Annotated in this window: 30 protein-coding genes and 2 tRNA genes; 13 read left to right on the top strand and 19 right to left on the bottom strand. The window is 70.7% G+C overall.

Annotated elements, in window-relative coordinates:
• Entirely contained in the window at positions 1–774 is a 774-nt protein-coding gene (locus C8N24_RS07230) for a class I SAM-dependent methyltransferase (RefSeq protein ID WP_121249412.1), read from the bottom strand.
• Positions 775–819: 45 nt separating this feature from the next.
• On the opposite strand from C8N24_RS07230, the gene C8N24_RS07235 reads away from it, so the two are divergent.
• Both C8N24_RS07235 and C8N24_RS07240 read left to right on the top strand, forming a co-directional pair.
• On the top strand, positions 820–1,203 hold the full coding sequence (locus C8N24_RS07235; protein WP_121249413.1) for a helix-turn-helix domain-containing protein: 384 nt from the start codon (positions 820–822) through the stop codon (positions 1,201–1,203).
• A gap of 10 nt (positions 1,204–1,213) precedes the next feature.
• A complete protein-coding gene (locus C8N24_RS07240; RefSeq protein WP_121249414.1) occupies positions 1,214–1,414 on the top strand; it encodes a DUF4177 domain-containing protein in 201 nt (66 codons plus the stop codon).
• Between the two features lie 56 nt (positions 1,415–1,470).
• Here the strand turns inward: C8N24_RS07240 and C8N24_RS07245 are convergent, their stop codons facing one another.
• From C8N24_RS07245 to C8N24_RS07260, 4 genes are all read right to left on the bottom strand, one after another.
• A complete protein-coding gene (locus C8N24_RS07245; protein WP_121249415.1) occupies positions 1,471–2,298 on the bottom strand; it encodes a hypothetical protein in 828 nt (275 codons plus the stop codon).
• Positions 2,282–3,475: a helix-turn-helix domain-containing protein gene (locus C8N24_RS07250; RefSeq protein WP_147447676.1), complete on the bottom strand. Its 1,194-nt coding sequence runs from the start codon at positions 3,473–3,475 to the stop codon at positions 2,282–2,284. Before C8N24_RS07250 ends, C8N24_RS07245 begins: the two co-directional genes overlap by 17 nt.
• 292 nt (positions 3,476–3,767) lie before the next feature.
• Positions 3,768–4,418, bottom strand: coding sequence for a tyrosine-type recombinase/integrase (locus C8N24_RS35685; protein WP_425474449.1), 651 nt, complete (start codon positions 4,416–4,418; stop codon positions 3,768–3,770).
• A 184-nt stretch (positions 4,419–4,602) separates the two neighbouring features.
• Positions 4,603–5,256: a hypothetical protein gene (locus C8N24_RS07260; RefSeq protein WP_121249418.1), complete on the bottom strand. Its 654-nt coding sequence runs from the start codon at positions 5,254–5,256 to the stop codon at positions 4,603–4,605.
• Positions 5,257–5,600: 344 nt separating this feature from the next.
• Between C8N24_RS07260 and C8N24_RS07265 the strand changes: the two genes are divergently transcribed.
• Entirely contained in the window at positions 5,601–7,217 is a 1,617-nt protein-coding gene (locus C8N24_RS07265) for a DUF262 domain-containing protein (RefSeq protein WP_121249419.1), read from the top strand.
• A gap of 224 nt (positions 7,218–7,441) precedes the next feature.
• Here the strand turns inward: C8N24_RS07265 and C8N24_RS07270 are convergent.
• From C8N24_RS07270 to C8N24_RS07280, 3 genes are all read right to left on the bottom strand, one after another.
• Positions 7,442–7,515: transfer RNA gene (locus tag C8N24_RS07270), tRNA-Met, on the bottom strand.
• A gap of 25 nt (positions 7,516–7,540) precedes the next feature.
• Complete coding sequence (locus C8N24_RS07275) at positions 7,541–7,939, bottom strand: CoA-binding protein (protein ID WP_121249420.1); 399 nt, start codon at positions 7,937–7,939, stop codon at positions 7,541–7,543.
• On the bottom strand, positions 7,936–8,661 hold the full coding sequence (locus C8N24_RS07280; protein WP_121249421.1) for a DUF72 domain-containing protein: 726 nt from the start codon (positions 8,659–8,661) through the stop codon (positions 7,936–7,938). Before C8N24_RS07280 ends, C8N24_RS07275 begins: the two co-directional genes overlap by 4 nt.
• A 20-nt stretch (positions 8,662–8,681) precedes the next feature.
• On the opposite strand from C8N24_RS07280, the gene C8N24_RS07285 reads away from it, so the two are divergent.
• Positions 8,682–9,605, top strand: coding sequence for a 2-hydroxyacid dehydrogenase (locus C8N24_RS07285; RefSeq protein WP_121249422.1), 924 nt, complete (start codon positions 8,682–8,684; stop codon positions 9,603–9,605).
• The gene (locus C8N24_RS07290) at positions 9,602–10,468 is read left to right on the top strand and encodes a Ppx/GppA phosphatase family protein (RefSeq protein WP_121249423.1); all 867 of its coding nucleotides are present in this window, start codon (positions 9,602–9,604) and stop codon (positions 10,466–10,468) included. Before C8N24_RS07285 ends, C8N24_RS07290 begins: the two co-directional genes overlap by 4 nt.
• 267 nt (positions 10,469–10,735) lie before the next feature.
• Here C8N24_RS07290 and C8N24_RS07295 read toward each other — a convergent pair whose 3' ends face one another.
• Positions 10,736–12,364, bottom strand: coding sequence for an acetolactate synthase (locus C8N24_RS07295; RefSeq protein WP_121249424.1), 1,629 nt, complete (start codon positions 12,362–12,364; stop codon positions 10,736–10,738).
• Positions 12,365–12,455: 91 nt separating this feature from the next.
• Here C8N24_RS07295 and C8N24_RS33740 point away from each other — a divergent pair, with 91 nt between their 5' ends.
• Entirely contained in the window at positions 12,456–12,617 is a 162-nt protein-coding gene (locus C8N24_RS33740; RefSeq protein ID WP_170178909.1) for a hypothetical protein, read from the top strand.
• Between the two features lie 85 nt (positions 12,618–12,702).
• Here the strand turns inward: C8N24_RS33740 and C8N24_RS07300 are convergent, their stop codons facing one another.
• Complete coding sequence (locus C8N24_RS07300; RefSeq protein WP_121249425.1) at positions 12,703–13,407, bottom strand: DsbA family protein; 705 nt, start codon at positions 13,405–13,407, stop codon at positions 12,703–12,705.
• 35 nt (positions 13,408–13,442) lie between these two features.
• On the opposite strand from C8N24_RS07300, the gene C8N24_RS07305 reads away from it, so the two are divergent.
• The gene (locus C8N24_RS07305) at positions 13,443–14,237 is read left to right on the top strand and encodes a winged helix-turn-helix transcriptional regulator (RefSeq protein ID WP_170178911.1); all 795 of its coding nucleotides are present in this window, start codon (positions 13,443–13,445) and stop codon (positions 14,235–14,237) included.
• A 74-nt stretch (positions 14,238–14,311) separates the two neighbouring features.
• Here C8N24_RS07305 and C8N24_RS07310 read toward each other — a convergent pair whose 3' ends face one another.
• Together C8N24_RS07310 and C8N24_RS07315 are read right to left on the bottom strand one after the other, a co-directional pair.
• Positions 14,312–14,575, bottom strand: coding sequence for a DUF167 domain-containing protein (locus C8N24_RS07310; RefSeq protein WP_121249427.1), 264 nt, complete (start codon positions 14,573–14,575; stop codon positions 14,312–14,314).
• Positions 14,576–14,578: 3 nt separating this feature from the next.
• A tRNA-Leu gene (locus C8N24_RS07315) sits at positions 14,579–14,663 on the bottom strand.
• A 122-nt stretch (positions 14,664–14,785) separates the two neighbouring features.
• Here C8N24_RS07315 and C8N24_RS07320 point away from each other — a divergent pair.
• Positions 14,786–16,348 carry an RNA polymerase sigma factor gene (locus C8N24_RS07320; protein WP_170178912.1) on the top strand — a complete coding sequence of 521 codons (1,563 nt, stop codon included), beginning with the start codon at positions 14,786–14,788 and terminating at the stop codon, positions 16,346–16,348.
• An 8-nt stretch (positions 16,349–16,356) separates the two neighbouring features.
• On the opposite strand, the gene C8N24_RS07325 is transcribed toward C8N24_RS07320, so the two are convergent.
• Genes C8N24_RS07325 through C8N24_RS34610 form a run of 5 tightly spaced genes read right to left on the bottom strand, consistent with a single transcriptional unit; the run spans position 16,357 to position 18,597 of the window.
• Positions 16,357–16,686: a tRNA-binding protein gene (locus tag C8N24_RS07325; RefSeq protein WP_211339867.1), complete on the bottom strand. Its 330-nt coding sequence runs from the start codon at positions 16,684–16,686 to the stop codon at positions 16,357–16,359.
• A complete protein-coding gene (locus C8N24_RS07330; RefSeq protein ID WP_121249429.1) occupies positions 16,683–17,309 on the bottom strand; it encodes a hypothetical protein in 627 nt (208 codons plus the stop codon). The genes C8N24_RS07325 and C8N24_RS07330 overlap by 4 nt, the downstream gene beginning before the upstream one ends.
• Positions 17,306–17,581, bottom strand: a complete 276-nt coding sequence (locus C8N24_RS07335) for an Lrp/AsnC family transcriptional regulator (RefSeq protein WP_121249430.1) — start codon at positions 17,579–17,581, stop codon at positions 17,306–17,308. The genes C8N24_RS07330 and C8N24_RS07335 overlap by 4 nt, the downstream gene beginning before the upstream one ends.
• Positions 17,578–18,267, bottom strand: coding sequence for a metal-dependent hydrolase (locus tag C8N24_RS07340; protein ID WP_121249431.1), 690 nt, complete (start codon positions 18,265–18,267; stop codon positions 17,578–17,580). The genes C8N24_RS07335 and C8N24_RS07340 overlap by 4 nt, the downstream gene beginning before the upstream one ends.
• Positions 18,268–18,597 (bottom strand): hypothetical protein, encoded by a 330-nt coding sequence (locus C8N24_RS34610; protein ID WP_211339868.1) that lies wholly within the window; start codon positions 18,595–18,597, stop codon positions 18,268–18,270. It abuts the gene before it with no gap.
• A 19-nt stretch (positions 18,598–18,616) separates the two neighbouring features.
• Between C8N24_RS34610 and selD the strand changes: the two genes are divergently transcribed.
• The 4 genes from selD to C8N24_RS07360 all read left to right on the top strand — a co-directional run bounded on the left by selD (position 18,617) and on the right by C8N24_RS07360 (position 23,166).
• Positions 18,617–19,624, top strand: a complete 1,008-nt coding sequence (gene selD / locus C8N24_RS07345; protein ID WP_211339869.1) for a selenide, water dikinase SelD — start codon at positions 18,617–18,619, stop codon at positions 19,622–19,624.
• A gap of 94 nt (positions 19,625–19,718) precedes the next feature.
• Positions 19,719–20,225 carry a PadR family transcriptional regulator gene (locus C8N24_RS07350; protein WP_121249433.1) on the top strand — a complete coding sequence of 169 codons (507 nt, stop codon included), beginning with the start codon at positions 19,719–19,721 and terminating at the stop codon, positions 20,223–20,225.
• Positions 20,226–20,228: 3 nt separating this feature from the next.
• Positions 20,229–20,954, top strand: coding sequence for an ABC transporter ATP-binding protein (locus tag C8N24_RS07355; RefSeq protein WP_121249434.1), 726 nt, complete (start codon positions 20,229–20,231; stop codon positions 20,952–20,954).
• Position 20,955: 1 nt separating this feature from the next.
• Positions 20,956–23,166, top strand: coding sequence for an ABC transporter permease (locus C8N24_RS07360; protein ID WP_121249435.1), 2,211 nt, complete (start codon positions 20,956–20,958; stop codon positions 23,164–23,166).
• A 3-nt stretch (positions 23,167–23,169) separates the two neighbouring features.
• Here C8N24_RS07360 and C8N24_RS07365 read toward each other — a convergent pair whose 3' ends face one another.
• Together C8N24_RS07365 and C8N24_RS07370 are read right to left on the bottom strand one after the other, a co-directional pair.
• Complete coding sequence (locus tag C8N24_RS07365) at positions 23,170–23,952, bottom strand: rhomboid family intramembrane serine protease (protein ID WP_121249436.1); 783 nt, start codon at positions 23,950–23,952, stop codon at positions 23,170–23,172.
• Between the two features lie 54 nt (positions 23,953–24,006).
• A complete protein-coding gene (locus C8N24_RS07370) occupies positions 24,007–25,107 on the bottom strand; it encodes a carboxylate-amine ligase (RefSeq protein ID WP_121249437.1) in 1,101 nt (366 codons plus the stop codon).
• A gap of 73 nt (positions 25,108–25,180) precedes the next feature.
• Between C8N24_RS07370 and C8N24_RS07375 the strand changes: the two genes are divergently transcribed.
• Positions 25,181–26,104 (top strand): 2-deoxy-5-keto-D-gluconate 6-phosphate aldolase domain-containing protein, encoded by a 924-nt coding sequence (locus C8N24_RS07375; RefSeq protein ID WP_121249438.1) that lies wholly within the window; start codon positions 25,181–25,183, stop codon positions 26,102–26,104.
• Position 26,105 lies beyond the last annotated feature (1 nt).

Here is a 26,105-nt window from a genome sequence, read left to right on the forward strand (position 1 = left end):
CTATTGGTGAGCCGTGATCAGCCAGGTGGCCGCGACGTACCGGACCTCGTCGCCGTCGACGTACGGCTCGAACGCAGGCCGGACCGCCGCGACGACTCGCTCGCGTGTGCGCTCGTCGTGATCGTTGAGCGCGATCCCGACCGGCCCGATCCGCGTGAAGTACGTCTCCAGCGCGCTCGCCGGCAGGGTGCACTCGACGTCGAGCTCGTGCACCTCCACGCCGTGCCAGCCGGCCTCGGCGAGGATGCGCTCGACCTTCCCGCGGTCCCCGAACGCGAACTGCCCGGGCGCGTCGTGGTCGCGCTCGGGCAGGTCCGGCAGCACCGGCTTCGCCGCCCGCTCGGCGGCGAGGTGGAACGGGTTCTCCTCCGGGCCGCGCCAGGCGATCACCCGCAGCTGGCGTCCGGCCCGGCCCAGGTTGGCGAACGCCGCGACCGGGTCGTCGAAGAACATCACCCCGAAGCGCGAGATCACGTGGTCGAAGCGCTCATCGAACCCGTGCGTCTGCGCGTCGGCGACGACGAACTCGGCCTTGTCCGTGCGGGCCCGCGCCGCCTCGATCATCGGCGCGGACACGTCGACGCCGACCACACGGGTCGCGACCTGCGCCGCCGCTTCAGTCGTCGCGCCCGTGCCGCAGCCGACGTCCAGCACCGCGCCCTCCACGCCGTCCAGCAGCGGCGCGACGAACGGCGCCAGCGCCCGGTCGGTCACCGCCTGCAGCTCCACCCACGCGTTGCCGCCGGTCGTGTTCCACCGCGTCTTCTGATCCATGTCGGCTACCGTGCCACCTCAAGTCGACTTGAGGTCAAGGAACGAATGGACATCGGCGAAGTCTCTCGCACCGCGGGCGTGCCGCCCTCCACGCTGCGCTACTACGAGCAGCGCGGCCTGATCGAGTCGACCGGCCGGCACGGCCTCCGCCGCCAGTTCGACCCCTCGGTCGTCCAGCGCCTCGCGCTGATCGCCCTCTGGCGAGGCGCCGGCTTCTCCCTCGACGAGATCACCGGCATGTTCGCCCCCGACGGCGAGCCACGGATCGACCGCGCCGCGCTCTCCGCCAAGGCCGACGACCTCGACGAGCGCATCCGCGAGCTCACCGCGCTGCGCGACGGCCTCCGCCACGCGGCCGCCTGCCGCGCGCCGTCGCACCTGGAGTGCCCGACGTTCCAGCGCGCGCTCGCCGACGCCGCCTTCCCCTAGGCTCCGCGCCATGGCGAGCTACGAGTACCGCACCGACGTGATCACCCACGGCTTCCTCGGGCGCAAGGACGAGGAGCTGGACCGCGGCGCGCTGGAGAAGAAGCTCAACGAGCTCGGCGCGGAGGGCTGGGAGTTCGACAAGCTGCTGCCCAACCTCGCGCTGCACGGCGAGAAGGACGGGCACCTGCTGGTGTTCCGGCGCGAGCGCTGACAGTGCGCAACGCCGGCTGGTCGAGGCCCTGACGAGCTACGCGATGGCGTCGCGCGTCAGCCGGGACCCAGCGCGAGGATATCGCCGGCCAGCGCGGACGCAGCGGCCGCGACTGTCGCAGGATCACCCCCTGGAGCACCGAGCTCCGCGCGTCCCGCCATCTGCGCTCCGACGTCCTCCGGAGCGCCGAACAGCTGCTCGAGGTAGCGCAGCCCTTCCTGAGTGATTTCGCGTGAGCGCGTGTCATCCAGCAGGAGCTGGTAGCTGACGGCCAAGTCCTCGGTCTCGACGGCTCGCAGCAGGCGGTAGAGATCATGCGCGTCCTTGTCGAGCAGCCGCCCCGGGGCGTTGGCCTCCCGCTCACCGAGCTTGTGCAGCTTCGCCACGGTGAGTGCCGCCGGGCCGGCGACCTTGATGTCGTAGCGCTGCCCCGGCGAATCGTCCGCTGGGCCGATGGACATCACGCGGTGGTCGACCACCGCCGCTTCGAGCCCGCGTACCTTGCGCGTTGCGTGCTTCGAGTGCGGGGGAATGCGCGCTCCTCGGCTCCCTGCCGCTGACACGAGCCCCTCTGGGACGAGGAGATCGACCGGGATGCCATCGGCGTCGAGCCACTCGCCGGGCTGCCCGGTCTTGAGGTTACGGTGAAAACCGGCCCGGCTCATTGCTCGCTCGAGCAACGGATCGTCCTCCAGCAAGGCGGGGTCGACCGCCAGGTCGCTGTCCTTCGTACTCGTGGCGATCGGGACGTCGGCGACACCGGTGTGCAAGTACACGGCTTGCGCACCGACGAGGATGATCGCGTCTCGCTGGCCGCTCAGCCCTTCGAGAGCGACCAGCAGCGCGCGACGCGCTCGGATCAGGAGGTCATCGGCGCCAGGCACGTTCGTTCTCCACCATCCAGTACAAGAGCCCTTCGCCTTCTGCCGGGGAGCGTCCCGGCCCCGTCAAGAGGTCCACCGCGGTCTGGCTCCACGCGCAGAAGGTGACGCCGTCAACCAGGTCGGCCCGTTCGTAGACCACCGGATCAGGCGGGCGCGCAATCACGACGTTGGCTGGACCGTTGTCGCGGAGCCGTAGACCACCCGCGACGCGCTCCGGCTCATCCGCGTATACGAGCGCCATGGCTGGAGGCGCGAGCTCCACGACTCGTCTGGCGGACAGCGAGCCGGTCACCGCCGATCGTGCTGCGATGCCGGGGAGTCGCTCGAGGACGCGCAGTGGGCCTCGCGGCTCGAACCCAGTGACCGACGGGCGGACGCGACCGCCGAAGTAGTCACCACTCCACTGCCTCAGAAGAGCGACGATGTCGACATCGGTGACCGTTCCCCGCTCGTCGCGTCTCACGAGCGTCTCTCGGTCGAGGTAGTCCACGACGCGCGAGACCGTCGCCGGCGAGGCGCCAGACCGTGCGGCCAACTCACGGACGCCCACCGGGGGCCTGAAGTCGACCAGCGCGCGCACGATCTTGGCAGCGGGACGCCCGCTCAACGAGCGAGTGGCCTTTTCCGGCCCGCGCCATGGGTCCGCATCGGCTCCGGCGGCCTCGACATAGATCGCGGGGCGTTCGCTCGTCAGCCTGAGATTGCCCGTGGCGTCGGCATACGACAGACCTTGCTCGACCAAGCTGGCTCTGACCCTTGGGTTCAGGTACCGGGCGACGATGAGCGGAGGGGCGGTCATCGCCGGGTCTTCTGCGACAAGCCGTCTCACCTGTTCGAGCATCAGCGGTAGATCTCGTGGTGAGACCGCCAGCTTGGCCTCAACAGGGATGATCGCGGTCTGGTGGTCCGGGGCTCTGACGATCAGCACGCCGTCAAGTCGTCCGGGCCCTGAGCTGACTTCGCGATCCATCGAGACGGACCACGATCGCGGCATCCGCTCGGCCACCCGCCGCTCCACGCTCCTGAGGAGGTCGAGCTCGCTCTCGGGACGGATGTCGCCAGTCACCCGTTTCACGCTAGCACCTGTTTCGTTGATTTCGAAACAGGTCGCGCTGTGAAACGGCCGGCGGCGTTTCACCGTCGGCGGCGTTTCGTGCGCCGCGAAACGGTAACTCATGTGAAACGGACGGCAAGACGTCGCTTCACGGCTACCGACCCCACCCGGGCCGTTCGCCCGAAACGACGAAAGGCCCGCAAACGCGGGCCTTTCGGCGTATAGCGGGGGCAGGATTCGAACCTGCGACCTTCGCGTTATGAGCTTTCGCCACGTCGTTGGCGAGGATTGTGAGGGGTTCGAGCTTGGCCTAGGGCCGCGCTTCCAGCTGACGGGCGCGTGCACGGCGGTTGGTCTCGATGCGAGGGCGTTGTTGCCCTGAAGTTGCCCCGAACTGAGGTCAAGCGCCGGAGCCTCATCGCCCTCGAGCAGGTGCACACAGACCTGGAGCGTGAATGCGGCCGAATTGATGTCCTAGGGCGCGCGAGAGCGCGACGATGTTGACGCCGTTAGCGAGCTGGATTGAGGCGAACGTGTGCCGCAGCGTGTGCCACCCGGCCCACGGCACATTGATCTCCTCGAACAGCGGCTTCAATGTGCGCTTCCGCAGGTTGTCCGGGTCGAGGGGCGTCTCGGATCTCGATGGGAAGACGAGGGCATCGGGTCCGTCGGGCAGGCCTTGCATGTGCTTTCGGAGCTTGGACACCAGGGGAGGTGCGAGTGGGACGAGGCGTTGCCGTGCCGGCTCTTTGGCGGCTCTTCCCTGCGGCGCACGATGGCTCGCCGAACCTTGACGTGCGGTCGCGAGCCGTCGAGCGCGAGGTGCTTGCGCTAAAGCCCAATGGCTTCCGAGATTCGGAGCCCAGTCGAGGCAACCACTTCGATGAGTAGCCGATGCGGTTCGGGAGCCATCTCGAGCAGCGCGCGCAGTTGAGCGGGACAGCGCCTTGATGTCCTCCTCGAGCCCGACGATGCGCTGCTCGGTCTCGAGCGCCTGAGCTTCAGCGGCGGGTAGGTCGGGTCGCGACTGGCCGTAGCGGTCGTCGTCGCCGTCCCACACGCGCACCGCATTGCGGAAGCCCCCGTCCCGCGGCTCGCGCCTCTCTGGCAGGGGGTGCAAGGTACGCCTCGACGGCGCATTGCGCAAGGGCCAGTTCTCGCACTGCGGCGGGAGCAATGCAGCCGGTGCAATGCGAGTCCAATCCGCCGCGTTCGAGGCGGCCTTTCAGAAGTGCGCCCACGTCCGGGTTCTACGCGTTCTCCGCACGCGCAAGCGCGCGGTTCACCGCGTTATACGCATGGTCCAGAGCCTTGCGGAGTTCGTCGACTCGCGCGCCGCCAGGGGCCGTATGGATCGGCTCGCCGGGGATGGCGTATGGAGCAACCCTTTCCAGTTCCGAGTACGCGAAGGACGCCTTCCGGGAAGCGTCGGTGAGCGAAGGCTCATGCGAGATGAGATCGCCATATCGCGACCACGCTGCGCTTGGAAGTGCGCTAGCCCAAAACTCGTCCCACGTAAGAGCATGCGCGACTTGCAACCGTGCGGTCTCTAACTCGCTTGCGACGGACACGAGGGCGCGGTGTATGTCCTTCGCATGCGCTCGTTCCTCGCGCGTGGCTGTTAGCTCAGCTCGGCGCAGTTCGAGTGCCGCTGAGGCGTCTTCCCGCCAACGATCGAGCTTCGCCCTGTGGTAAGGAGCCAGGACCGTGTGAAAGACCGGACGAAGGAGGGCAACGGAAAGCACGAACGTGCCCGCAGCGAAGAGCAGGGCTAAGCCGAGCGGAGCGTCTACTGCCCGGTCGACGATGTACGAAACGACCGAGACGATCAACGTCGCCGCGCCGATCGCGGCGAGTAGCTCGTTACCGTCGAGCCACTTGATGAGTGCGCGAACAGGTCCCATGCGGCGTGCGGTTCGAGACGACCTAGCGGTGAGCCGGACCTAGGCGCGAGACGGGGATTCTGGGCCGCATGACACGCTGCCGGAGGTGTGTGGCGGGACCCAGTCGGAGTCTGCGAGTACGGCCGTGAGTAACAGCTCTCGCCATTGCGACGGCCCACTCAGCGGCCAGCGAGGCCACCGCGGCAATGCCGCACCATGTCAAGACCTGAAGCACATTCACGAGCATACGGCCGTGAGCGGACCGCACGCAACCGCTGACGGTGTGTATGCATCCTCGAGCGCTTGGCGTCCGCTTCGCTGGTTAGAGTTCGCGATCCGTGGCGTCAGAAGCCATCCGCTCTCTCATGGACCATCTCGTTGGTGGTCGGCTCCGTATCCCGGCGTTTCAGCGCGGGTTCGTCTGGGACGCCGAGCGCGTCGCTTTCTTCATGGACAGCGTCTACAAGGGGTATCCCTTCGGCAACCTGCTGCTTTGGAGGACGCGTCAAGAGCTAACGCACGAGCGCGACCTGGGGCCGTATCAGCTCCCGGCCGGCGACCCGGAATATCCGATCGACTACGTGCTTGACGGGCAACAGCGGCTCACGTCGCTCTTCGGCGTATTCCAGAATTCGCTGCAAGCGCGCGAACCTGACGAGAGGTTCAACGTCTACTTCGACAGGCAGGCCGAGGACAGCTTGCAGTCGAGTCAGTTCTTCGCGCTCCCGCTCGACCAACCCGTCGACTCCGCGCGCTACTTCCCGCTTCGAGTCCTGTTCGACGTCGTCGCCTACCGGCAGGCGACGGAGCCGCTCGAGGGTGACGACCTATTGCTCATCGACGAGATGCAGACGCGCTTCAAGGAAGTTCAGGTACCAACTCAGACGTTCGAGACCGACGACCGCGGACGCGTGGCGATCGTCTTCGAGCGCGTGAATCGCCTAGGCGTCGAGCTGGACACGTTGCAGCTCCTTTCGGCATGGACCTGGAGCGACGACTTCTTTCTCCAGGAGAAGTTCGAAGACCTGGGCGAGGATCTCGAGCCCTTCGGATTCAAGCTCGTCGGCGAGGACACGAACCTCCTACTGCGCTGCTGCTCGGCGATCATCCAGGGGGAGGCAGCTCCGGCCGCGTTGATGCAGCTCGACGGTGACGAGGTGCGCGAGAGGTTCGACGAAATCTCGAACGGAATCCTCGGGGCGATCGACTTCCTGAGGACCAACCTACACGTCGGATCGATGGCCAACTTGCCGTTCGGAACCCTCATCGTTCCGTTGGCCGTGTTCTTCAGCGCCAAGGGGAACTCTTCGGTCGTGTGCACATCGGCTCAGCGCAAGGCCCTGCTGAAGTGGTTCTGGCGTTCATCCTTCTCCCGTCGATACAGCAGCGACGTGATCCGGAAGCTTGAACTCGACATCCAGGCCATGTTGCAGCTCAAAGGCGACGTCGACGACTCCCTAATCGACATCGACGCGCCTGTGTGGCGCAGCTTCTTCACGGGTTCCATGTTCAACACGTCCTCAGTGAACACGAAGACGTTTGTGCTCCTTCTTACCCAGGCGCAACCTCGCAGCTTCGTTTCCGGGGCTCCCATATCGCTCCAACGCGTCTTGAAGGACTACAACCGAAACGAATTTCACCACCTGTATCCCCGGCGCTACCTGAAAGATCTTGGCTATGAGACGAGCGACATCAATGGGCTCGCCAATTTCGTCTTCATGGCGCGCGCCGACAACAACAAGCTTGGGGGAGAAGCCCCGTCCATGTATCGTCGTCACCTCCCGGGGGACGGGCAAGCGGCGATCCTGCGTCATGCGCTGTGCCCCGCTTCGCTGTTTAGCGACGACTACGACCTGTTCCTCGAGGCGCGCGGCGAGACCCTAACCCGCGCAGCCAAGGCGCTCGTAGCCGATGGCGAATTGGACGTCGCCCTCTCGTCGTACATCGCGGACGACTGGGACCCGGACGACATCCCGTTCTAGCGCCGTAGCTCTGAAGGGGGGCGGCCCGGGACTAGGCCGGCCGGGCACCGTGAGTCACCGCCGCTACGGACCGCAAGTGGCGAGCGCTCTGCCGCTGAGGCGATCGCGGGGGTTGCGCTCCTCGCCAGCGCTTGTTGCCCTATCCGTTGCCCTCGGGCAGGTTTGCAAACTCGCGCAGACCGTCCAACAACGAAAAAAGGCCCCGTTTCCGGGACCTTTCTCGATAGCGGGGGCAGGATTCGAACCTGCGACCTTCGGGTTATGAGCCCGACGAGCTACCTGACTGCTCCACCCCGCGGCGGACGGAAAACAATAGCAGCGGGTCAGCGGGCTTCAAGGCGCGGAAGCTCGATCGCGGGGCAGCGGTTCATGACCACGCGCAGGCCCGCGGCACGCGCGCGCGAGGCGGCTGCCTCGTCGATCACGCCGAGCTGCATCCAGACCGCCTTGGCGCCGATCGCGATCGCCTCGTCGACGTGCGGGCCGACCGCCGAAGAGCGCCGGAAGAGGTCGACGACCTCGATGCCCTCGCCCGCGGGCAGCGCCGGGAACACGCGCTCGCCCAGCAGCTCGTCGCCCGCCTCGGGGTTGACGGGGATGACCCGGTAGCCGCGCGACTGGAGCATCGCGGCGATCCGGTGCGAGTCCCGCCACGGCTGGGGCGAGCAGCCGACGACGGCCCAGGTCCGGTACTGCGTGAGGACGTGCTCGACGTCGGTCACAGCAGTGCTCGCAGGCGCTTCGCGTTGCGGGGCGCGAAGCACTCCCAGTCGTTGTTGAAGTAGACGAACACCTCCGCGGAGGTTCGCACCTCGCGCAGGCGGGCGGCCCACTCGCGCAACTCGGACTCGCTGTAGTTCCCGCGCCGCCCCCGCCGGCCGTAGTGGAAGCGCACGAACGTCCAGTCCGCGGTCAGCTCGAGCGGTTGCCAGGGGCGCTCGGGGTGGTCGCCGTAGACGAGCGCCATGCCGAACTGGCGCAGGATCTCGAACACGTCCTCGGTGAACCAGGACTCGTCGCGGAACTCCCAGCAGTGCCGGCCGGGCGGCAGGAGCGCGCAGGCCTCGGCCAGCCGGTCCTCGTCGCGCTTGAAGTTCGCCGGCAGCTGCCACAGGACCGGGCCGAGCTTGGGGGAGCCGACGAGCGGCCGGATCGCGTCGTAGTAGCGGCCGACGCCCTCCTCGATGTCCGTCAGGCGGCGCACATGCGTGAGGTAGCGGGACGACTTGACCGTGAAGATGAAGTCCGCCGGCGTGTCCTCGAGCCAGCGGGCGACGGCGTCGGGCCGGGCGAGCCGGTAGAAGGTCGAGTTGACCTCGACGGTCTCGAACTCGCTCGCGTAGTGCGACAGCCAGGCCCGCTGCGGCAGCTTCGGCGGGTAGAAGACGTCACGCCAGGACTTGTATTGCCAGCCCGAGCAGCCGACATGCACGGGCCGGTCCATCCTGCGACCCTACCCACGACATGGCCCGCGTCTTCATCACCCGCGAGCTGCCGTTCCCGGCGCTCGACCGGCTCAAAGCGGAGCACGACGTCGACGAGTGGGAGGAGAAGACCCCGCCGCCCGCCGACGCGTTCCTGGCCCGCGCCCAGCAGGCCGACGCGCTGCTGACGACCGTCACGGACAAGGTCGACGGCGCCTTCCTGGACGCCGCGCCGAGCGTGAAGGCCGTCGCGAACCTCGCGGTCGGCACCGACAACATCGACCTCGACGCGGCCTCCGAGCGCGGCATCCCGGTCGGCAACACGCCCGGCGTCCTCACCGACTCGACCGCCGACATCGCCTTCGCGCTCCTGCTCGCGGTCGCGCGCCGCCTGTCCGAGGGCGAGCGGGAGGTCCGCGAGGGTCGCTGGGCGCCGTGGCACCCGAGCCACATGCTCGGCGGCGACCTCGCCGACACGACGCTCGGCATCATCGGCTGGGGCCGGATCGGCCAGGCGATGGCGCGTCGCGGCGAGGGCTTCGGCATGCGGATCCTCCACAGCTCACGCTCGTCGGGCATCCCGCTGGACGAGCTGCTCGAGCAGAGCGACCACGTGTCGCTGCACACACCGCTCACGCCCGAGACGCGCCACCTGATGGGCGCGCCGCAGTTCGCGCGGATGAAGAAGACCGCCTACTTCATCAACACGAGTCGCGGCGGCACGGTCGACCAGGAGGCGCTGCGCGCGGCGCTCGTCGACGGGCAGATCGCCGGCGCCGGCCTCGACGTCACCGAGCCCGAGCCGCTGACCGCCGACGACCCGCTGCTCAGCGCGCCGAACCTGCTGGTCGTCCCGCACGTCGGCAGCGCCACCGTCCGCACGCGCTCGCGGATGGCGGACCTCGCCGTGGACAACTTGCTCGCCGCGCTCGCCGGCGACGAGATGCCCAACCGGGTCGCATGAAGCGGGTCGCGGCCGTCGACATCGGCACGAACTCGACCCGCCTGCTGATCACCGACGGGACGCGCCGGTCGACCGTCACCCGCCTCGGGGAGGGCGTCGACGCCACCGGCCGGCTCGGCGAGGCGCCGATGCAGCGCGTGCTGGACGTGCTCGCCGACTACGCCCGGCTGATCGGCGACGCGCCCGCCGCCGCGGTCATGACGTCGGCGGTCCGCGACGCCGAGAACGGCGCCGCGTTCGCCGCCCGCGTGCACGAGGCACTCGGCTTCCCGGCCCGGATCCTGTCCGGCGACGAGGAGGCGGAGCTCACGTTCACCGGCGCGACCGCGCAGCGCGACGACCGCGGCCCCGTGCTCGTGATCGACATCGGCGGCGGCTCGACCGAGCTCGTCATCGGCGAGGCCGGCCGGATCACGTTCCACGTCTCCACCCAGATCGGCGTCGTGCGCCACGGCGAGCGCCATCTGCGCAGCGATCCTCCGGCCGCGGCCGAGCTGGCCGCGCTGCGCGCCGACATCCGGCTCCCCGACCACCCGGCGGCGACGCGCGCCATCGCCGTCGCCGGCACGCCGACCCAGTGCGCGGCGATCGACCTGGGACTGGAGGAGTACGACCCCGAGCGGATCGAGGGCCACGTCCTCACCCGCACGCGGCTCGAGGCGCTCTACGCGGACCTCGCGAGCAAGCCGCTCACCGAGCTGCGCAAGACGCGCGGGCTGGACCCCGCACGCGCCCCGGTGATCGTCGCCGGGATCGCCATCTTGCTAGAAGTGATGGGGTCCTTCGGCCTCGATCAGGTCGAAGCCTCCGAGCACGACATCCTCTACGGACTCGCGCTCTCAACCGCTGCCGACGCACCCTGATCCGGTCCAAAATGTCCGCGGATGGACATGTGTTCGATTGGCAGTGCCGAGCGTCAAGGTGGAGAATCCTGCCTGTCGGAAGGGCGGTCGTGCCTCCCGCCGCCGTCCGCCGACGCATAGGTCCAGGCGATGCCGCAACATCGGCGCCTCCCGCCGCTTGGACCACCCAATAAGGCCCCATCAAGGCACGTACCCCTGCCCGTCCTGACGGGGCCATTTTGAAGCCGCCCGCCCCCGCCGCGGGCGGCTTCTCTTTAAGGGGTCGTTTCAGGCCAGGTTGGCCGAGCGCGGGTAGGCGACGGTCGGGTCGGTGGAGACGTTCACGAGCGCCGGCCGGCCGGCGCTGAACGCGCGGTCGAGCGCGCCGCGCAGCTCGCCGGCCTCGCGCACGAGCTCGCCGTGCCCGCCGAGCGCGGCCACGACCTCGTCGTAGCGCGTCTCCGGCCGCAGGTCCGCCGCGACCGACCAGCCGTCGTAGAGGAACTCCATCGGGTGCTTCTCGAGTGCCCAGATGCCGTTGTTGCCCATCACCGCGACGACGTTCACGCCGTGGCGGGCGAGCGTGTCGAACTCCATGCCGCTGAAGCCGAACGCGCCGTCGCCGACCAGCAGGACCACCTGCCGGCCCGGGTGGGCGAGCTTGGCCGCCAGCGCGTAGCCGGGGCCGGAGCCGAGGCAGCCGAACGGCCCGGGGTCGAGCCAGCAGCCCGGCTCGTAGGAGTCGACGACCCGCCCCGCGAAGGACACGAAGTCACCGCCGTCGCCGATCACGATCGCGTCGCGGTCGAGCACCTGGGCGAGCTCGCCGTACACGCGCATGGGATGCAGCGGCGAGCGGTCGTCGGCGAGCTGCTCGCGCTCGGCCTCGCGCTTGGCGGTCTCCTCCGCGCGCAGCTTCTCCACCCACGTGCGCGTGGACGGTCCGTCGCCCAGCAGCCCGCGCAGGGACGTCGTCAGGTCGCCGTAGAGCTCGGCCGCGACCCCGCGCGGGTGCTCGCGCTCGGGTTCGGCCGTGTCGATCACGACGATCTCGACCTCCGCGCCGAACGCCTCGCCGAAGCCGAGCCGGAAGTCCATCGGCACGCCGATCACGAGCGCGACGTCGGCCTCGGTCAGCGCCGTCCGCCGCGCCCGCGCGAACGCGAGCTCGTGGTCGGCGGGCAGGCAGCCGCGCCCCAGCCCGTTGAGGAACACGGGGATGCCGCGGCGCTCGACCAGCTCGCGCAGCGCGGCCTCGCCGCGGCCCCAGTAGAGGTCGGTGCCGGCCATCACGACCGGCCGCTCCGCCTCATCCAGCAGCGCGAGCGCGCGCTCCACCGCCGCGCCGTCGGGGGCCGCGGCGCGCGGGGCCTGCACCTCGGGCGCATCCGCGACGTCGGCGTCCATGAACACCACGTCGAGCGGGAAGTCGAGGAACACCGGGCCGGTGTGCGGGCGCCCCGCGACCGCGAACGCCTCGTCCACGAGGCCCGGGATCTCCGGCGTCGCGCCGGCGGTGGCCGCGAGCTTGACGACCGGCCGCACGAACGGCACGTGGTCGATCTCCTGCAGCGAGCCGCGTCCCCACCGGAACGCGGGCGCGCGGCCGCCGAGCACGATCATCGGCGAGTGGTTCTGCTTCGCGCTCGCCATCGCGCTCATGCCGTTGGTGACGCCGGGGCCGGCGGTGAGCGCCGCGACGCCCGGCTGGCGCGTGACCTTCGCCCACCCCTCGGCGGCGAACGCGGCCGTCTGCTCGTGCCGGGTGTCGACGATCTCGATGCCCTCGGCCCGGCAGCCCTCGTAGATCGAGAACAGATGGCCGCCCGAGAGCGTGAACAGGCGGGAGACGCCGTGCGCCTTCAGGCGGCGGGCGATGAGGCGGCCGCCGTGCAGCCGCGTGGCTTCGTCGTCCATATGCGCGGCGGAATCTATCCCCCCGGGCGGGGGGTCGCGCCGCCCGGGGGCTATCCGCGCGCCCCGCGTGTGACTAGCGTCACGGAGCGTGATGGACGAGCCCACCTTCAGCTTCACCGACGCCGACCTGGAGCTGCTGCTCGCCGAAGCCGACCGCGAGGACCCGATCCTGCGCGACGGCCGCCCGGGGAACAACGAGCAGCCGCGCGAGTCGTTGGACGCGCAGATCCTGGCTGCGCTCGTCAGCCCTTAGCGGCGGACGCAGCGCCCAGGGGCGATGCTTCGGCGAGCTCGACGGGGCGGGGGTAAGGGCCCCCGCCGGTCGCGAGCTCGCGCCGCTATCTACCGGCAGCCGCGGCGTGCAGGCGCGCGGTCGCGGCCGCGTCGCCTACTCGGTCCTCGCCCCAGAACACGCCTCGATCGACCCATAGGGCCGGGAGCCGGTCCGCGCCGGCGCCGAGCAGACGGCGCGACGCCGCCTCCATCGCCCCGTCGCGACGCTCCTCGCGCGCGGCCTTCAGGCAGCCGTCCAGGCGCAGGCCGGCCGCGGCGGCCGCCTCGGTGAGGATCTCCAGGTCGTCGAGGTCGAACCCGCCCGCGAACGCGAGCCGGGTCGCCGCCAGCACGAACGCGCCCCCGCGCCCCTGCTGGGCGGCGTAGTGCGCGACGCGCATCGCGGCCGGGACCGCCGTGGGCCAGCGCTCGGGCCACTGCAGCGGCAGGCGCAGCGCCGCCGCGCGCTCCTCGGCGTGGTCGACGATCTCCTGGACGTCGCCGAAGTCCGCGGGCATGGATGCGCATCGCAGCGTGCGCGAGCACGCCGGCGTCCATGTCACCTCGTCAAATGCTCGTTCCACCCGCTCCGCCGCCAAGTACGTAAACGGCGACGCGAGGTCGAACAGGAACTCCGCCCTAACGGCGTCCCCCACTGTCTCCGGCCGGCGCCGCGCGCGGCGGTCCTCCAGCCGTATGACCTCACCCATTCCGTGCATCCTCGATCTCGTGTCGTTCCCCAGACGCGAGAGCAACTGCCCCCGTCGCATGCATACAACGTGCGAAGAGACGGGAACTTGCGCTCGTGATCACATTCCTGTCATCGGCCGTAATTGTCGATACCAGCAACCTTCCGTCGGAGAAACAGGTATTCTGCGCGCACTTCAAGGCCGCATCAGGGAGGCCTCTCATACCACCAGTTCCACCGCCCAAACGTCATCCATACGATCAGTGGTCGCCGGACGCGCGCGCCCTCGATCTCGTGGGTGACAAATGGACGCTACTCATCATCCGTGATCTCGCCGCCGGTCCGCGCCGATTCGTCGAGCTTCAACGCGTTCTGCCCGGAATCTCGACGGAGCAACTCCGTTCCCGGCTTAACCGCATGGTCGCCGACGGCCTGCTCACACGCCAGCGGTACCGGGAGGTACCGCCACGCGTGGATTATGAGCTGACGGAGCGCTCGCGTGAGTTGATCCCCGTGCTCGGGGCGCTCGCGCAATGGGGCTACGACTGGACCTGGAGCGCGCCGCGCCCGGGCGAGGACGTCAACGTCGGCGCGATCTTCCGCTTGGCACCGGGCATCTTGCAGCCGCCCGCGGGCCTCGAGGGCACGGTCGAGCTGATCGTCGAAGCCGAAGGCGACCAGCCCGAGCGTCAATATCTGGTGACGCTCAAGGGCGGTGGCGTCGAGGTGTCCGAGGTCGGCGGCGCGCAGCCCACGGCGACGGTGCGCGGCACCGTGGCCGCGTGGGTCCGGGCGCTCGGCCCGGAGGGCTCCACCGAATCGCTGCAGATCTCCGGCCGCGACGGCCTCGCCAACGCCGTGCTGAGCGGCTTCGCCCGCAAGGGCGCCGGCGCCGCCTCCGCGGCGGCGTAGGTCCGACTGCTGACCTGGCGGCACGCGTTGCAAGGCGCGTTGCCGCTGGTGTCCGCACTCAGACAAAATCCGGCCTATCGGCCCAAGAGAGCTTCGCGAACCGCGTCCTCAGAAGCTCCCACGACGCGGACGATCTTGTCACGCGATGTCTGTCCACGGACCACGTCCACGGACGACGCCGACACGCCGACCGCCTTGGCGACGAACGCGCACAGCGCCGCGTTGGCCTTCCCGTCCACCGGCGGCGCGGTGACGCGGACGACGATCGCCCCGGCTCGCTCGCCGACGACCTCGGAGCGCTTCGCGCGAGGTTGGAGTCGAATCGCCACGTCAGCCATCGATGCCCGGGGTGGGACTCGAACCCACACGCTCCAAAGAACAATCGGGTTTAAGCCGATCGCGTCTGACCAATTCCGCCACCCGGGCGCGGCACGGCAGTTTAGGCGTCCGCAAGGTACGGCTCGCTAGCCTGCGTCGGGCAACGCCGCAACTTCCCCGTGTGCCGTCGGTTCTGCACATGGGCAACGTTCTGCCGCTCCGCACTTCGCTTGGAAGCTTCAGCTCTACAGCACTCGGGCCTATACGGCCGCTCGCCTCTGCTGCGCCTGCAGTCGGATGAGCGCCTGGTCGCGCTGATCCGGCGCGGGAACCACGGCGCCTTCGAGGCCCTGGTCGCGCGCTACCAGTCGCGGCTGCTGGCGTTCTGCCGGCACATGCTGTCATCCCGGGAGGACGCCGAGGACGTGCTGCAGGAGGTCTTCGCCGCAGCGTTCAACGCGATGCTCGCCGATGAGCGCGAGATCAACGTGCGCCCGTGGCTGTACCGGATCGCGCGCAACCGCTCGCTCAACCACCTGCGGCGCACGCAGGCGGTCGGCATGGACTCAATGGACGTCCACCTGTCCGAGGGCGGCCTCACGACCGCCGACAAGGTGCACAAGCGGGAGGAGTTCCGGCTCCTGATCGCCGACGTGCAGGACCTGCCGGAGACGCAGCGCACCGCGCTGCTGCTGCGCGAGATCGACGCGCTCTCCTACGAGCAGATCGCCGAGGCGATGGAGACCACGGTCCCGTCGGTCAAGTCGCTGCTCGTGCGGGCCCGCGTGTCGCTCGCCGAGGCCGCCGAGGCGCGCCTGCTCTCCTGCGAGGAGGTCCGGATCGAGCTCGGCGAGGTCGCCGAAGGCCTCAAGCGCACCACCGCCCCGGTCCGCCGGCACCTGCGCACGTGCGAGCGCTGCGCGACCTTCCGCAAGCACCTGCGCACGAACAACAAGGCGCTTGCCGCGCTGTTCCCGCTCGGGCCGCTGCTGATCTTCAAGAAGCTCCTCGTCACCCACATCGGCGCGGGCGCCGCGGCCACGGGCACCACCGCCGCCGCCACCGGCGCGAGCACCGCCGGTGCGGGTGCGGCGCTGCAGGTCGGCTTCGGCACGGTCGCGTCCAAGGTGGGCGCGGGCCTGGCCGCCGCGGCGATCGTCACGGCCGGCGCCGTCGAGGTGCAGCACGCGACGAAGCCCGCCGAGTCCGCCCAGCAGGTCGCCAAGGTCGAGTCGGCACCGCAGGCCAACGCGCCGGCCGCGACCGCGACGACCGCCCCGGTGCCGGTCGCCTCCGCGCCGCAGCCGATCACGGCGACCGACGAGCGCAAGATCGTCACGCCGGTCGAAGGCGCGGACAAGGGCAAGGACGAGGCCAAGCCGAAGGCGACCGCCACGGCGACGCCGTCCGCCACCGGCACGCCGTCGGCCACCGGCACGCCCGCCGCGACCGGCACGGCCACGCCCGCCGCTCCCGCCGAGGGCCGCGGCGGCGACACGACCGCGCTGCCGACGGACACGCAGGGCACGGCCGAGAGCGGCACGGGCACGCTGACGCCCACCCCGGCGCCGAGCACCCCGACCGGCCCGGCGTTCGCCACGGCCCCGCCGGCTCCGACGCCGCAGCCGGAGCCGACCCCCGCTTCGACGCCCGAGCAGACCGCGACGCCCGAGGCGCCGCCCGCTCCGGTCACGACGCCCGCGCCTGAGGTCCAGTCGCCGACGCCGACGCCGAGCGTGTCCGAGCAGGCTCCGGCGCTCGACTCGGTCGCCACGCCCGACGGCGACGAGTAAGCCGTCGCTCAGTGGATGCGCGCGCCGAGCGGCACGTCGGTGTCCGGCGCGAGCAGGATCACGCGACCCGCTTCGTCGGACGCGCCGAGCACGAGCACCTCTGAGCGCACCGGCCCGATCTGGCGCGGCGGGAAGTTGACGACGCCGACGATCCGCCGGCCGATCAGCTCGTCCCTGCCGTAGTTGGTGATCTGCGCGCTCGAGCGCTTCTCGCCGATCTCGGGGCCGAAGTCGATCGTCAGCTTCCAGGCGGGCTTGCGCGCCTCCGGGAAGTCCTCGACGGCGACGATCCGGCCGACGCGCATGTCGACCGCGGCGAAGTGGTCGTAGTCGATCACGGGCCCTCGGTCCCGAACCGGAAGGAGCGGTACGGCGTCTTCAGCAGGCCGTTGGTGCCGACGTCGCGCGCCTTGTCGGCGCCGCCCTCGGGCGTGGCCAGCATCAGCAGCTTCACGCCGCGGCGCGAGCCCGGAACCGGCTCGGGCAGCAGCACCAAGCGGCCGTACAGGCGGGGGGAGCGCGACGCGCGGAACACGAGCGAGTAGCCCGCCGCGCGGTTGATGCGCACCTTGCCCTCCTCGACGAGCTCGAGCTGCGGGAAGCGCTGCTTGAGCGCCTCCACCTGGCGGGAGCCCTCGACGGGCAGCAACCCGCCGACGTCGCCGCGGTACTCCGGCAGCGCCAACGGCTCGACGATGAACTCGTCGAGCCCTTCGCGCTGGAGGTGGAACAGGTTGTCGTCCTTCACCCGCTGCATCGCGTCCGGGTAGCGCAGGTTGAACGCGATCGGCTCGCGGACGACCGTGCGCGTCCCGTCCTCGGTCGACCCGCGCAGCAGCGTCACCGCCGCGGCCAGGGCGAGCAGCGCCAGGATGGCGATGGCCACCCACCGCGAGCGCGACGGGAGGCCTTTGAGCTCCTCCTGGAGCGTCGGGCGGTGGGACGGCGCGACGAGGGTCAATTGCCGATGCTGAAGAGCGCTTCCAAGTCGTGCTGGGAGAACGCCTCGAAGGCGACCATCGTCTCGGTGTCCTTGACGCCCGTGAGCTCGGCGAACCGGGACGTCACGACCTCCTGGACCTCCTTCTGGTCCCGCACGCGCAGGATCGCGACGAAGTCCCAGTGGCCGGTGACCGAGTAGGCCTCGGCGACGCCGTCGATGTCGGCGAGCTGGCTGCCGAGCGTCGCCAGACCCTCACGCTCCGCCTTGATCAGGACGACCGCGTGGGTCATTTCACGTGGTGGGTGTCGCCGGGCTCGAGCACGTACACCTGCGAGAAGCCGGCGTCCTGGACGTCATGCTTGAACGCCTGCGCGTCCGTCTCCACGGGCGGGAAGGTGCCGTAGTGGATCGGGATGACCTGCGCCGGGCTGATCAGCTCGACGGCAGTCACGGCGTCGAAGCGGTCCATCGTGAAGTGGCCGCCGATCGGCACCAGCGCGAGGTCGACCTTGTCGCCGCGGCGCGCGACGAGCTTGAGGTCGCTGAACAGCGCCGTGTCACCCAGGTGGTAGATCAGGTGGCCGCCGTAGTGGATCAGCAGGCCGGCCGGCATGTGCGCGGTGCCGCTGGGCGAGACCGCCGTGTGCCAGGCGGGGACGAGCTTGACCCAGCCCCAGTCGAACTGGACCGTGCCCCCGAGGTTCGGGTTGCGGACGTCGGCGACGCCGGCCGCCTCGATCTCGGCGGCCAGCTCGACGATCGCGAGGACGGTCGCGCCGGTGCGCTTGGCGATGTCGACCGTGTCACCCAGGTGGTCGCCGTGGCCGTGCGTGAGCAGGATCACGTCGGCCGGCAGCTCGTCGGCGGTCGCGGCCGCCTTCGGGTTGCCGGTCAGCCACGGGTCGACGAGGACGTCGGCCCCGCCGCCGGAGAGGTGGAAGGCCGAGTGGCCGAGCCACCGCACGTCTGCTGGCATCTAGCTGTCCTCCTTGTCGATCAGCTGGTGGGCGAGCTCGAAGCCCACCGCCGCCCCGATCATCATGGTCACGCGGATCTCCTCCGCGAGCAGCGTCTGCACGGCCTGGAGCCGTTCCTCGATGTCCGCCTTGCCGGCGGCCTCGAGCACCTGCTGGTGGTGCGCGGAGCCGAACCAGTCGGCTTCGTTGAGCGCGATGTTGAGGATGCGCTGGAGCGTCGGGGCGTTGGCCGCGACGATCCGCTGGGCTTGGTCGAGCTGCTCGGGGTCGGTCAGCGCCTGGACGGCGGCCTCGACCTCGGCCTCGGTGTACGCACGGCGTTCGGCCACAGAAGGCCATCATACGAGCGTGACCTCCGTCCCCCTCACCTCGCTGAGCCACGGCGCGGGCTGCGGCTGCAAGCTGTCGGCCGGCGACCTGCGCCCGATCGTCGCCGGATTGCCCGTCCCGAGCGACCCGCGCGTGCTCGTCGCCACCGACACGTCCGACGACGCGGGCGTCGTGCGTCTGACGGCGGAGCTGGCGATCGTGCAGACCGTCGACTTCTTCACGCCGATCGTCGACGACCCGTACGCGTTCGGCCGGATCGCGGCCACGAACGCGCTCAGCGACATCTACGCCATGGGCGGGACGCCGGTCAGCGCGCTCAACCTCGTCGCGTACCCGCTCGAGACGCTCGGCCCTGACGTGCTGCGCGAGATCCTGCGCGGCGGGTCCGACGCGGTCGCGGCGGCGGGCGCCTCGATCGTCGGCGGCCACTCGATCGACGACCCCGAGCCCAAGTACGGCCTCGCCGTCACCGGCACCGTCCACCCGGACCAGGTGCTGACCAACGCGGGCGGCCGTGAGGGCGACGAGCTGTGGCTGAGCAAGCCGCTCGGCGCGGGCACGATCGCCACCGCGATCAAGCGCGGCCTCGCCGACGACGCCCTGATCGCCCGCGGCATCGAGGTCATGACGACGCTCAACGCCGCCGCCGCCGCGGCCGCCCGCGCAGCCGGCGCGCACGCGCTCACGGACGTGACCGGCTTCGGCCTGCTCGGCCACGCGCACGAGCTGGCGGCGGCCTCCGGCCTGGCGGCCGAGATCGACGCGGACGCCGTCCCGGCCATCGACGGCGTGCTCGACCTGCTCAGCGACGAGCGTGCGCTCGCCGGCGGCTCCAAGCGCAACCGCCGCGACGCCGACGCCTTCACCTCGTGGGCCGACGACGTGGACCCGGCACGCGCCCGCCTGGTCTGCGACGCGATGACCTCCGGCGGCCTGCTCGCGGCCCTCCCCGCGGGCGCCTCGATCGACGGCTGGCGCGTCGGCCGCCTCGTCGCCGGCGAGCCCGGCACCCTCCGCGTGACCTAAAGCAACCTAAAGGGGTCTGACCCCTTTATGAAGTCAAGGGGGCGTTTTCCGCGCATTGACAGCTAGATACTCGATATGTATAACGAGTATCTAGATGCGTTTCCCGCTGCTCGCACTCCTCGCCGAAGGGCCCGCCCATGGCTATGAGCTCAAGCAGGCGATGGAGCAGCGGTTCGGGTCGGTCCTGCCACCGCTGAACGCCGGGCAGATCTACACGACGCTCTCGCGCCTGGAGCGCGACGGGTTCGTGGAGGACGACGCCGTGGCCCAGAACGGGCGCCCGAACAAGCGCGTCTACCGGCTCACCGAGAACGGGCGGCTGGAGCTGCGGGGCTGGGTGGCCGAGGCCACGCCGGCCGTGCGGCTCAAGGACGACTTCTTCATCAAGCTGGTGCTCGCGCGGGCCGCGAAGATCGCGGACCCGCTCATGCTCATCGCCCGTCAGCGCGACGCCTACCTGCAGGCGCTGCGCGAGCTGGACGACGTCGCGCTCGCCACCAACGGCGACGAGACCGCCGCGCTGCTGATCGAGGGCGCGGCCCTGCACCTCGAGGCCGACCTGAAGTGGCTGGACCTCTGCGAACAACGACTGGGGAGCTGACCCATGGAGCCCGTGATCGTCACGCGCGGCCTCACGCGGGAGTACGACGGCGGCGTGCACGCGCTGCGCGGCGTCGACGCCGAAGTGCAGGAGGGCGAGTTCGTCGCGGTCACCGGCCCGTCCGGCTGCGGCAAGTCCACCCTGCTGAACCTGCTCGGCGGCCTCGACCGGCCGACCGCCGGCGAGATCGTGCTGGGCGGCCGGCGCGTGGACGGCTTCAGCGAGGCCCGCTGGGCCCACGTGCGCCGTGACGAGCTCGGCTTCGTCTTCCAGTTCTTCAACCTGATCGGCAACCTCTCGGTCGCCGACAACGTCGAGCTGCCGGGCCTGCTCGCGGGCCTGTCGGCGCGCGAGGCCCGCGCGCGGCGCACCGAGCTGCTCGAGTCGCTCGGCATCGGCGACCACGCGGACGCGTCCCCCACCCGCCTCAGCGGCGGTCAGCAGCAGCGCGTGGCGATCGCCCGCGCGCTGATCAACCGTCCGAAGGTGCTGCTCGCCGACGAGCCGACCGGCGCGCTGGACTCCGCCAGCGCCCGCGAGGTGATGGCGGTGCTGCGCGAGGCCCACGACACCCGCGGCCAGACGATCGTGCTCGTCACCCACGACGCCCGGGTCGCCGCCCGCGCCGACCGCGTGCTCGCCATGCGCGACGGCGCCGTCGCCCACGAGACGCGCCTCGAGCAGGGCGACGCGACGTCGGTCGCCCGCCTGATGCAGCTGGAGGTGTGAGGTGCGCACGGCGTTTCTGCGGCTCGCCCGCGCGGACCTCCTCGCGCGGCCGGGCCAGACCGTCCTGACCGCGGTCGCGATCTTCGCCGCCGCCACCGCGCTCGTCGTCACGCTCGCGCTGCGGGCCGGACTGGACGATCCCTTCGCCCATGCCCAGGCGGAGACGCGCGGGGCGCACATGGCCGTCCACGGCGATCTCAGCGACGCCGACGTCGCCGCCCTCGCCGCGCTGCCGGGCGTGGTCGCCGCGGACGCACGGGCCCACGACCACGAGCAGGCGACGCTGAACGACACGACCGTAGAGGTCGGCCTCGAGGCCCTGCCCGCCGCGGACGCCGCTGTCGACCGCCCGCACGTCACCGAAGGCCGGCGCCCGCAGGCGCCCGGCGAGCTGCTCGTCGAGCGCAGCTTCGCGCGCGAGACGGGCCTGCGGGTGGGCGACCGGTTCGCGCTCGGCACGGTCGTCGGCCTCGCGGTGACGACCGAGCAGGCGACCTATCCCCGCTGGGACCCGGGGCTCATCTGGACGCCCGACGTCACCGCGCCCGGCCGGCGCGTGGGCGTGCGGCTCGAGGATCCCGAGGCCACCGACGCGTTCGCCGCCGCCGCGCGCCGCGCGCTCCCGGGGACGCGGCTCGAGTTCACCGACTGGCACGGCGTCCGCGACACGATCACCGACCAGACCCGCACGAACGCGATCGTGATCGGCATCAACACGCTGCTGGCGCTGTTCGCGGTCGGCTTCACGGTGGCGACGGTGATCAGCGGGCGCGTGCTCGCGCAGCGCCGTGAGATCGGGATGCTCAAGGCGGTCGGGTTCACGCCGCGGGGCGTCGTCGCGCTGCTGGTCGGGGAGTACCTCGCGATCGGGCTCGTCGCCGCCCTGCTCGGGCTGGTCGCCGGCGCCGCGATCGCGCCACTGCTGCTCGAGCCGATGGCGAACGTCCTCGCCACGCCCACGCCGAGCGCGCTCGCCCCCGCGCCACTCGCGCTCGCGCTCGCGGCGATCCTCGCGGCGGTGGCGCTCTTCACCGCGGTCCCCGCGCTTCGGGCGGGCCGGGTGAACACGGTCGACGCGCTCGCGCTGGGCCGCTCCGGAGCCACCGGGCGGGCCTCCCGCGCCGCGGGGGTCGCCGCCGCCCTGCGGCTGCCCACGGTCGCCCGGCTCGGCGTCAAGGACGCCTTCACGAGCCGCTCGCGCGCGACGCTGACGATCGCGGCGCTGACGTTCATGGTCGTCACGCTCGTGGCGGCGCTGTCGGTCGAGGCGACGTTCCACCGCGTGATCGACGACCCCGCCCTGCGCGCCAAGCCGTGGGACGTGCGCGTCGAGGCGCCGTCCGCGCTCGCCGCCGTCGCCGACGACCCCGACGTCGCGGCCGCGACCACCATCACCGGTCTCCAGGTGACCGGCCCGCGCGGCGAGATCGAGGCCCGCGCGCTCGGCGACGGCTTCGGCGCGTTCCCCTACGCCGTCCCCGACGGCCGGATGTTCGCCAAGCCGGGCGAGGCGATCGCCGGACGCGGCCTCTACGACGAGCTCGGGCTGAAGGTCGGCGACGAGCTGACGGTGCAGGCCGCCGGCGGCCCGGTGACGCTCACGCTCGTCGGCCGCCACGTCGAGCCCGACGACGACGGGCGCGTCCTGATCTTCCCCGCCGCGTCGCTGCCGGAGCCGCTGGAGCCGAGCGCGGTGATCGCCACCTTCACGCCGCAGGCCGACCAGGCCGCCGCCGCCGACCGGCTGGAGCGCGCCACCGGCGCGGCCGCCGAGCTGCCGGAGGAGGAGGTCCGCGGCGAGCGCGCCGACGTGCGCCCGATCCTGCTCGGCTCGAGCCTGCTGCTCGTCGCCATCGGCCTCGTCAACCTGCTCGCGACGCTCCTGCTCGTGACCCGCGAGCGCGCCCGGGACTTCGCGATCTTCAAGGCGGTCGGCCTCACGCCGCGCGGGGTGCTCGGCGTCGTCAACGCGGGCGGCGCGGCGCTCGGGGCCATCGCGATCGTCGTCGGCATCCCGCTCGGCCTGCTGATCTTCCGCGGGGTGATGATCGGGATGAACCCGAGCGAGGGCACCGACGTGATCGGCACGCCCGGACCGTTCGCGCTCGCGCTGACGATCCCGTTCGTGCTCGCGGTCACGGCGCTCGCCAGCTCGCTGCCGGGCCGCAAGGCCGCGCGCACGCCGGCCGCGACCGTGCTCAGGGCCGAATGAGGACTACCGCTCGCGCAGCCGCGCGAACACGACGCCGAAGACCATGCCGACGACGCCGCCGACGATCCCCGCGATGCCCGACGCCTCGGACGAGGCCAGCGGCAGCAGGACGAGCACGGCGGCGATCGCCAGCACGCCGAGCAGGTCGCTCTCGTCCTCTCGGCCCTTGCGGCGGCCGAGCACGTCGCGCATGACCCAGGCGGCCAGCAGGCCGAGCGCCGCGCCGTTGGCGCCGCGCGCGATGCCCTCGTCCGCGAGCTCGACGGCCACGTACGCGCCACCGGCGCCGCAGACGAAGAACACGAGCAGCACCGCCCACCAGCCGTGGCGCTTCTCGAGCAGGAAGCCGAACAGCGCGATCGCGCCGACCGTGACGAACTCGTAGCCCGTGGCCGAGACGATCTGCAGCTGGTCGTTGACCCGCGCGTAGCCGAACAGCGACGTGAACGCACGCCACGGGTCGTCAAGGCCCTGGCCGTACGTGAACGGCCCGATCGAGATCAGCCCGGAGATGATCCCGACGGTGACGATCAGCGGCGCCAGCACGAGCAACCAGACGGCCCAGGCACGCCGGTCGGCGCGGATCCCGGGGATCTCACCCGGCCGCAGGCGCGGCAGCTGGGGCCGGTTGCGCTTGGCCTTCTGCGCCTTGGGCACACCGCCACGGTCCAACTTGGGCGCGCGCTTCTGGATCCGCGTGCCGCAGTACGGGCACTCGGTGATGTACGGCGACACCTCGGCGCCACAGCTCTTGCAGACGAGGTAGAGGTCTGGACCGCTGCTCATGAGGGGCAATCAAGTCTACGCCGCCCGCGCGCCCGCTTCGACGCGAGTTGGCGTCTACGAGCCGCTGGCCTCGACGATGTCCTGCAAGAGCTCGGTGAAGTCGCGGTTCGCCTCGAACACCTTGCGCTGCCGCGAGGCGCCGTTGCCGCGCTCCAGGAGGTCGCTGACGCCGTCCAGCGCGTCCGCCGACCCGAGGTCCTGCGCGTGCTCGCGGAGCCGGTCCAGGAGCCGCTGCGCCAGGGCCTTCGTCGGCACCGTCGAGCGGTCCGGGAGGTCGACCAGCTCGCCGTCGAGCCCGTGCCGCGAGGCGAGCCACTTGTTCTCGTCGAGCATCTCATGCGGGTAGGCGGTGAGCTGCTTGCCGGCGTCGAAGTGCTCGGCGAGCTCCTTGACCATCGCCTGGATGAGCGCCGCGAGGCCGAGCGTGTGCTCGACGTGGGTCTGCGCGTCCATCGCCCGGATCTCGACCGTGCCGAAGTTCGGATGCGGACGCACGTCGTACCAGAGCCAGGTGTAGTCCTCCATCACCCCGGTGTCGACCATGAACGCGATCCGCTGCTCGTAGTCGTCCCAGCCGTCGTAGTACGGCGGGATGCCCACGCGCGGGAAGGCGCGGAAGATCGGCATCCGCGTGGAGGCGAGGCCGGTGTCGTCGCCGCGCCAGTAGGGCGAGTTGGCGCTCAGCGCGAGCAGGATCGGCACGTGCACGCGCATGCCGTTGGCGACGTGGATGGCCTTGTCGGCGTCGTCGAGCCCGATGTGGACGTGGAGGCCGAAGATGATCTCCTGGCGCGCGACGAAGCGCAGCTCCTGGACGAGGTCGCGGTAGCGCGGCGCGGCCGTGATCCGCTGGTCCTCCCAGCGCGCGAGCGGGTGCGTTCCCGCCGAGCCGATGACGAGGCCCTTCTTGTCCGCGGTGTCTCGAACCTGACGTCGCAGTGAACGCAGCGCGACACCCGCCTCGCGCACGTCCGCGCACGGGTTGGTCGAGATCTCGAGGACGGACTCCATCAACTCCGGCTTGATGGCGCCGTCCGGCGACTCCTCCAGCAGGTCGTCGATGGCGTTGACCAGCGCATAGGAGTCGGGATCGAGGATCATCAGCTCTTCCTCGATGCCGACCGTGTAGGCGGGCCCGCTGAACTTCGGCTCCATGTGGTCGGGAAGGGTACGAGCCCAGCAAGCGTTCATACTTGCTCCGGGTTCCAAGCAAAAGAGGAGAACGAAGATGGCCCTCGGTTACGACGGGAAGCTGTACATCTTGGCCTTCGATCACCGAGGGTCGTTCCAGAAGAAGATGTTCGGGATCGAGGGTGACCCCACGCCCGAAGAGACCGCGACGATCGTCGACGCGAAGCAGCTGATCTACGAAGGCATGGAGAAGGCCGTCAAGGCCGGTCTCGACGCCAAGTCCGCGGGCGTGCTCGTCGACGAGCAGTTCGGCGGCACGATCCCGGAGACCAGCAAGAAGCACGGCCTGTCGCTCACGATGCCGGCCGAGAAGTCGGGCGTCGACGAGTTCCAGTTCGAGTACGGCGAGGACTTCCCCGCCCACATCGAGAAGTACGACCTGCTCGCCACCAAGGTGCTGGTGCGCTTCAACCCGGACGGCGACGCCGAGATGAACCAGCGTCAGACCGCCCGCCTGAAGGAGCTCGCGGACTGGCTGCACGCCAACGACCGCCTGTTCCTCTTCGAGCTGCTCGTGCCGGCCGAGCCGGCCCAGCTGGAGTCCGTCGGCGGCGACGCCGACCGCTACGACGCCGAGCTGCGCCCGGAGCTGATGCGCCGCGCGATCGAGCACTTCCAGAACGAGGGCGTCGAGGTCGACATCTGGAAGATCGAGGGCGTCGACACCCGCGAGGACGCGCAGATGCTCGCCGAGCAGACCCGCAAGGGCGAGGGCCGCGACAACGTCAAGACCGTCCTCCTCGGCCGTGGCGCCTCCAACGACAAGGTCGACCAGTGGCTGCAGGCCGCCGCGCCGGTCGAGGGCTTCATCGGCTTCGCCATCGGCCGCTCGATCTGGTGGAACCCGCTGAAGGCCTACCTCGACGGTGGCGACCGCGAGGAGCAGTCGCAGGCGATCGCCGACAACTACCTGCGCTTCATCAAGGTCTACGACGAGGCTTCCTCGTCGGTCAGCGCCTAGG

The sequence above is a fragment of the Solirubrobacter pauli genome (assembly GCF_003633755.1).
Taxonomy (GTDB): Bacteria; Actinomycetota; Thermoleophilia; order Solirubrobacterales; family Solirubrobacteraceae; genus Solirubrobacter; species Solirubrobacter pauli.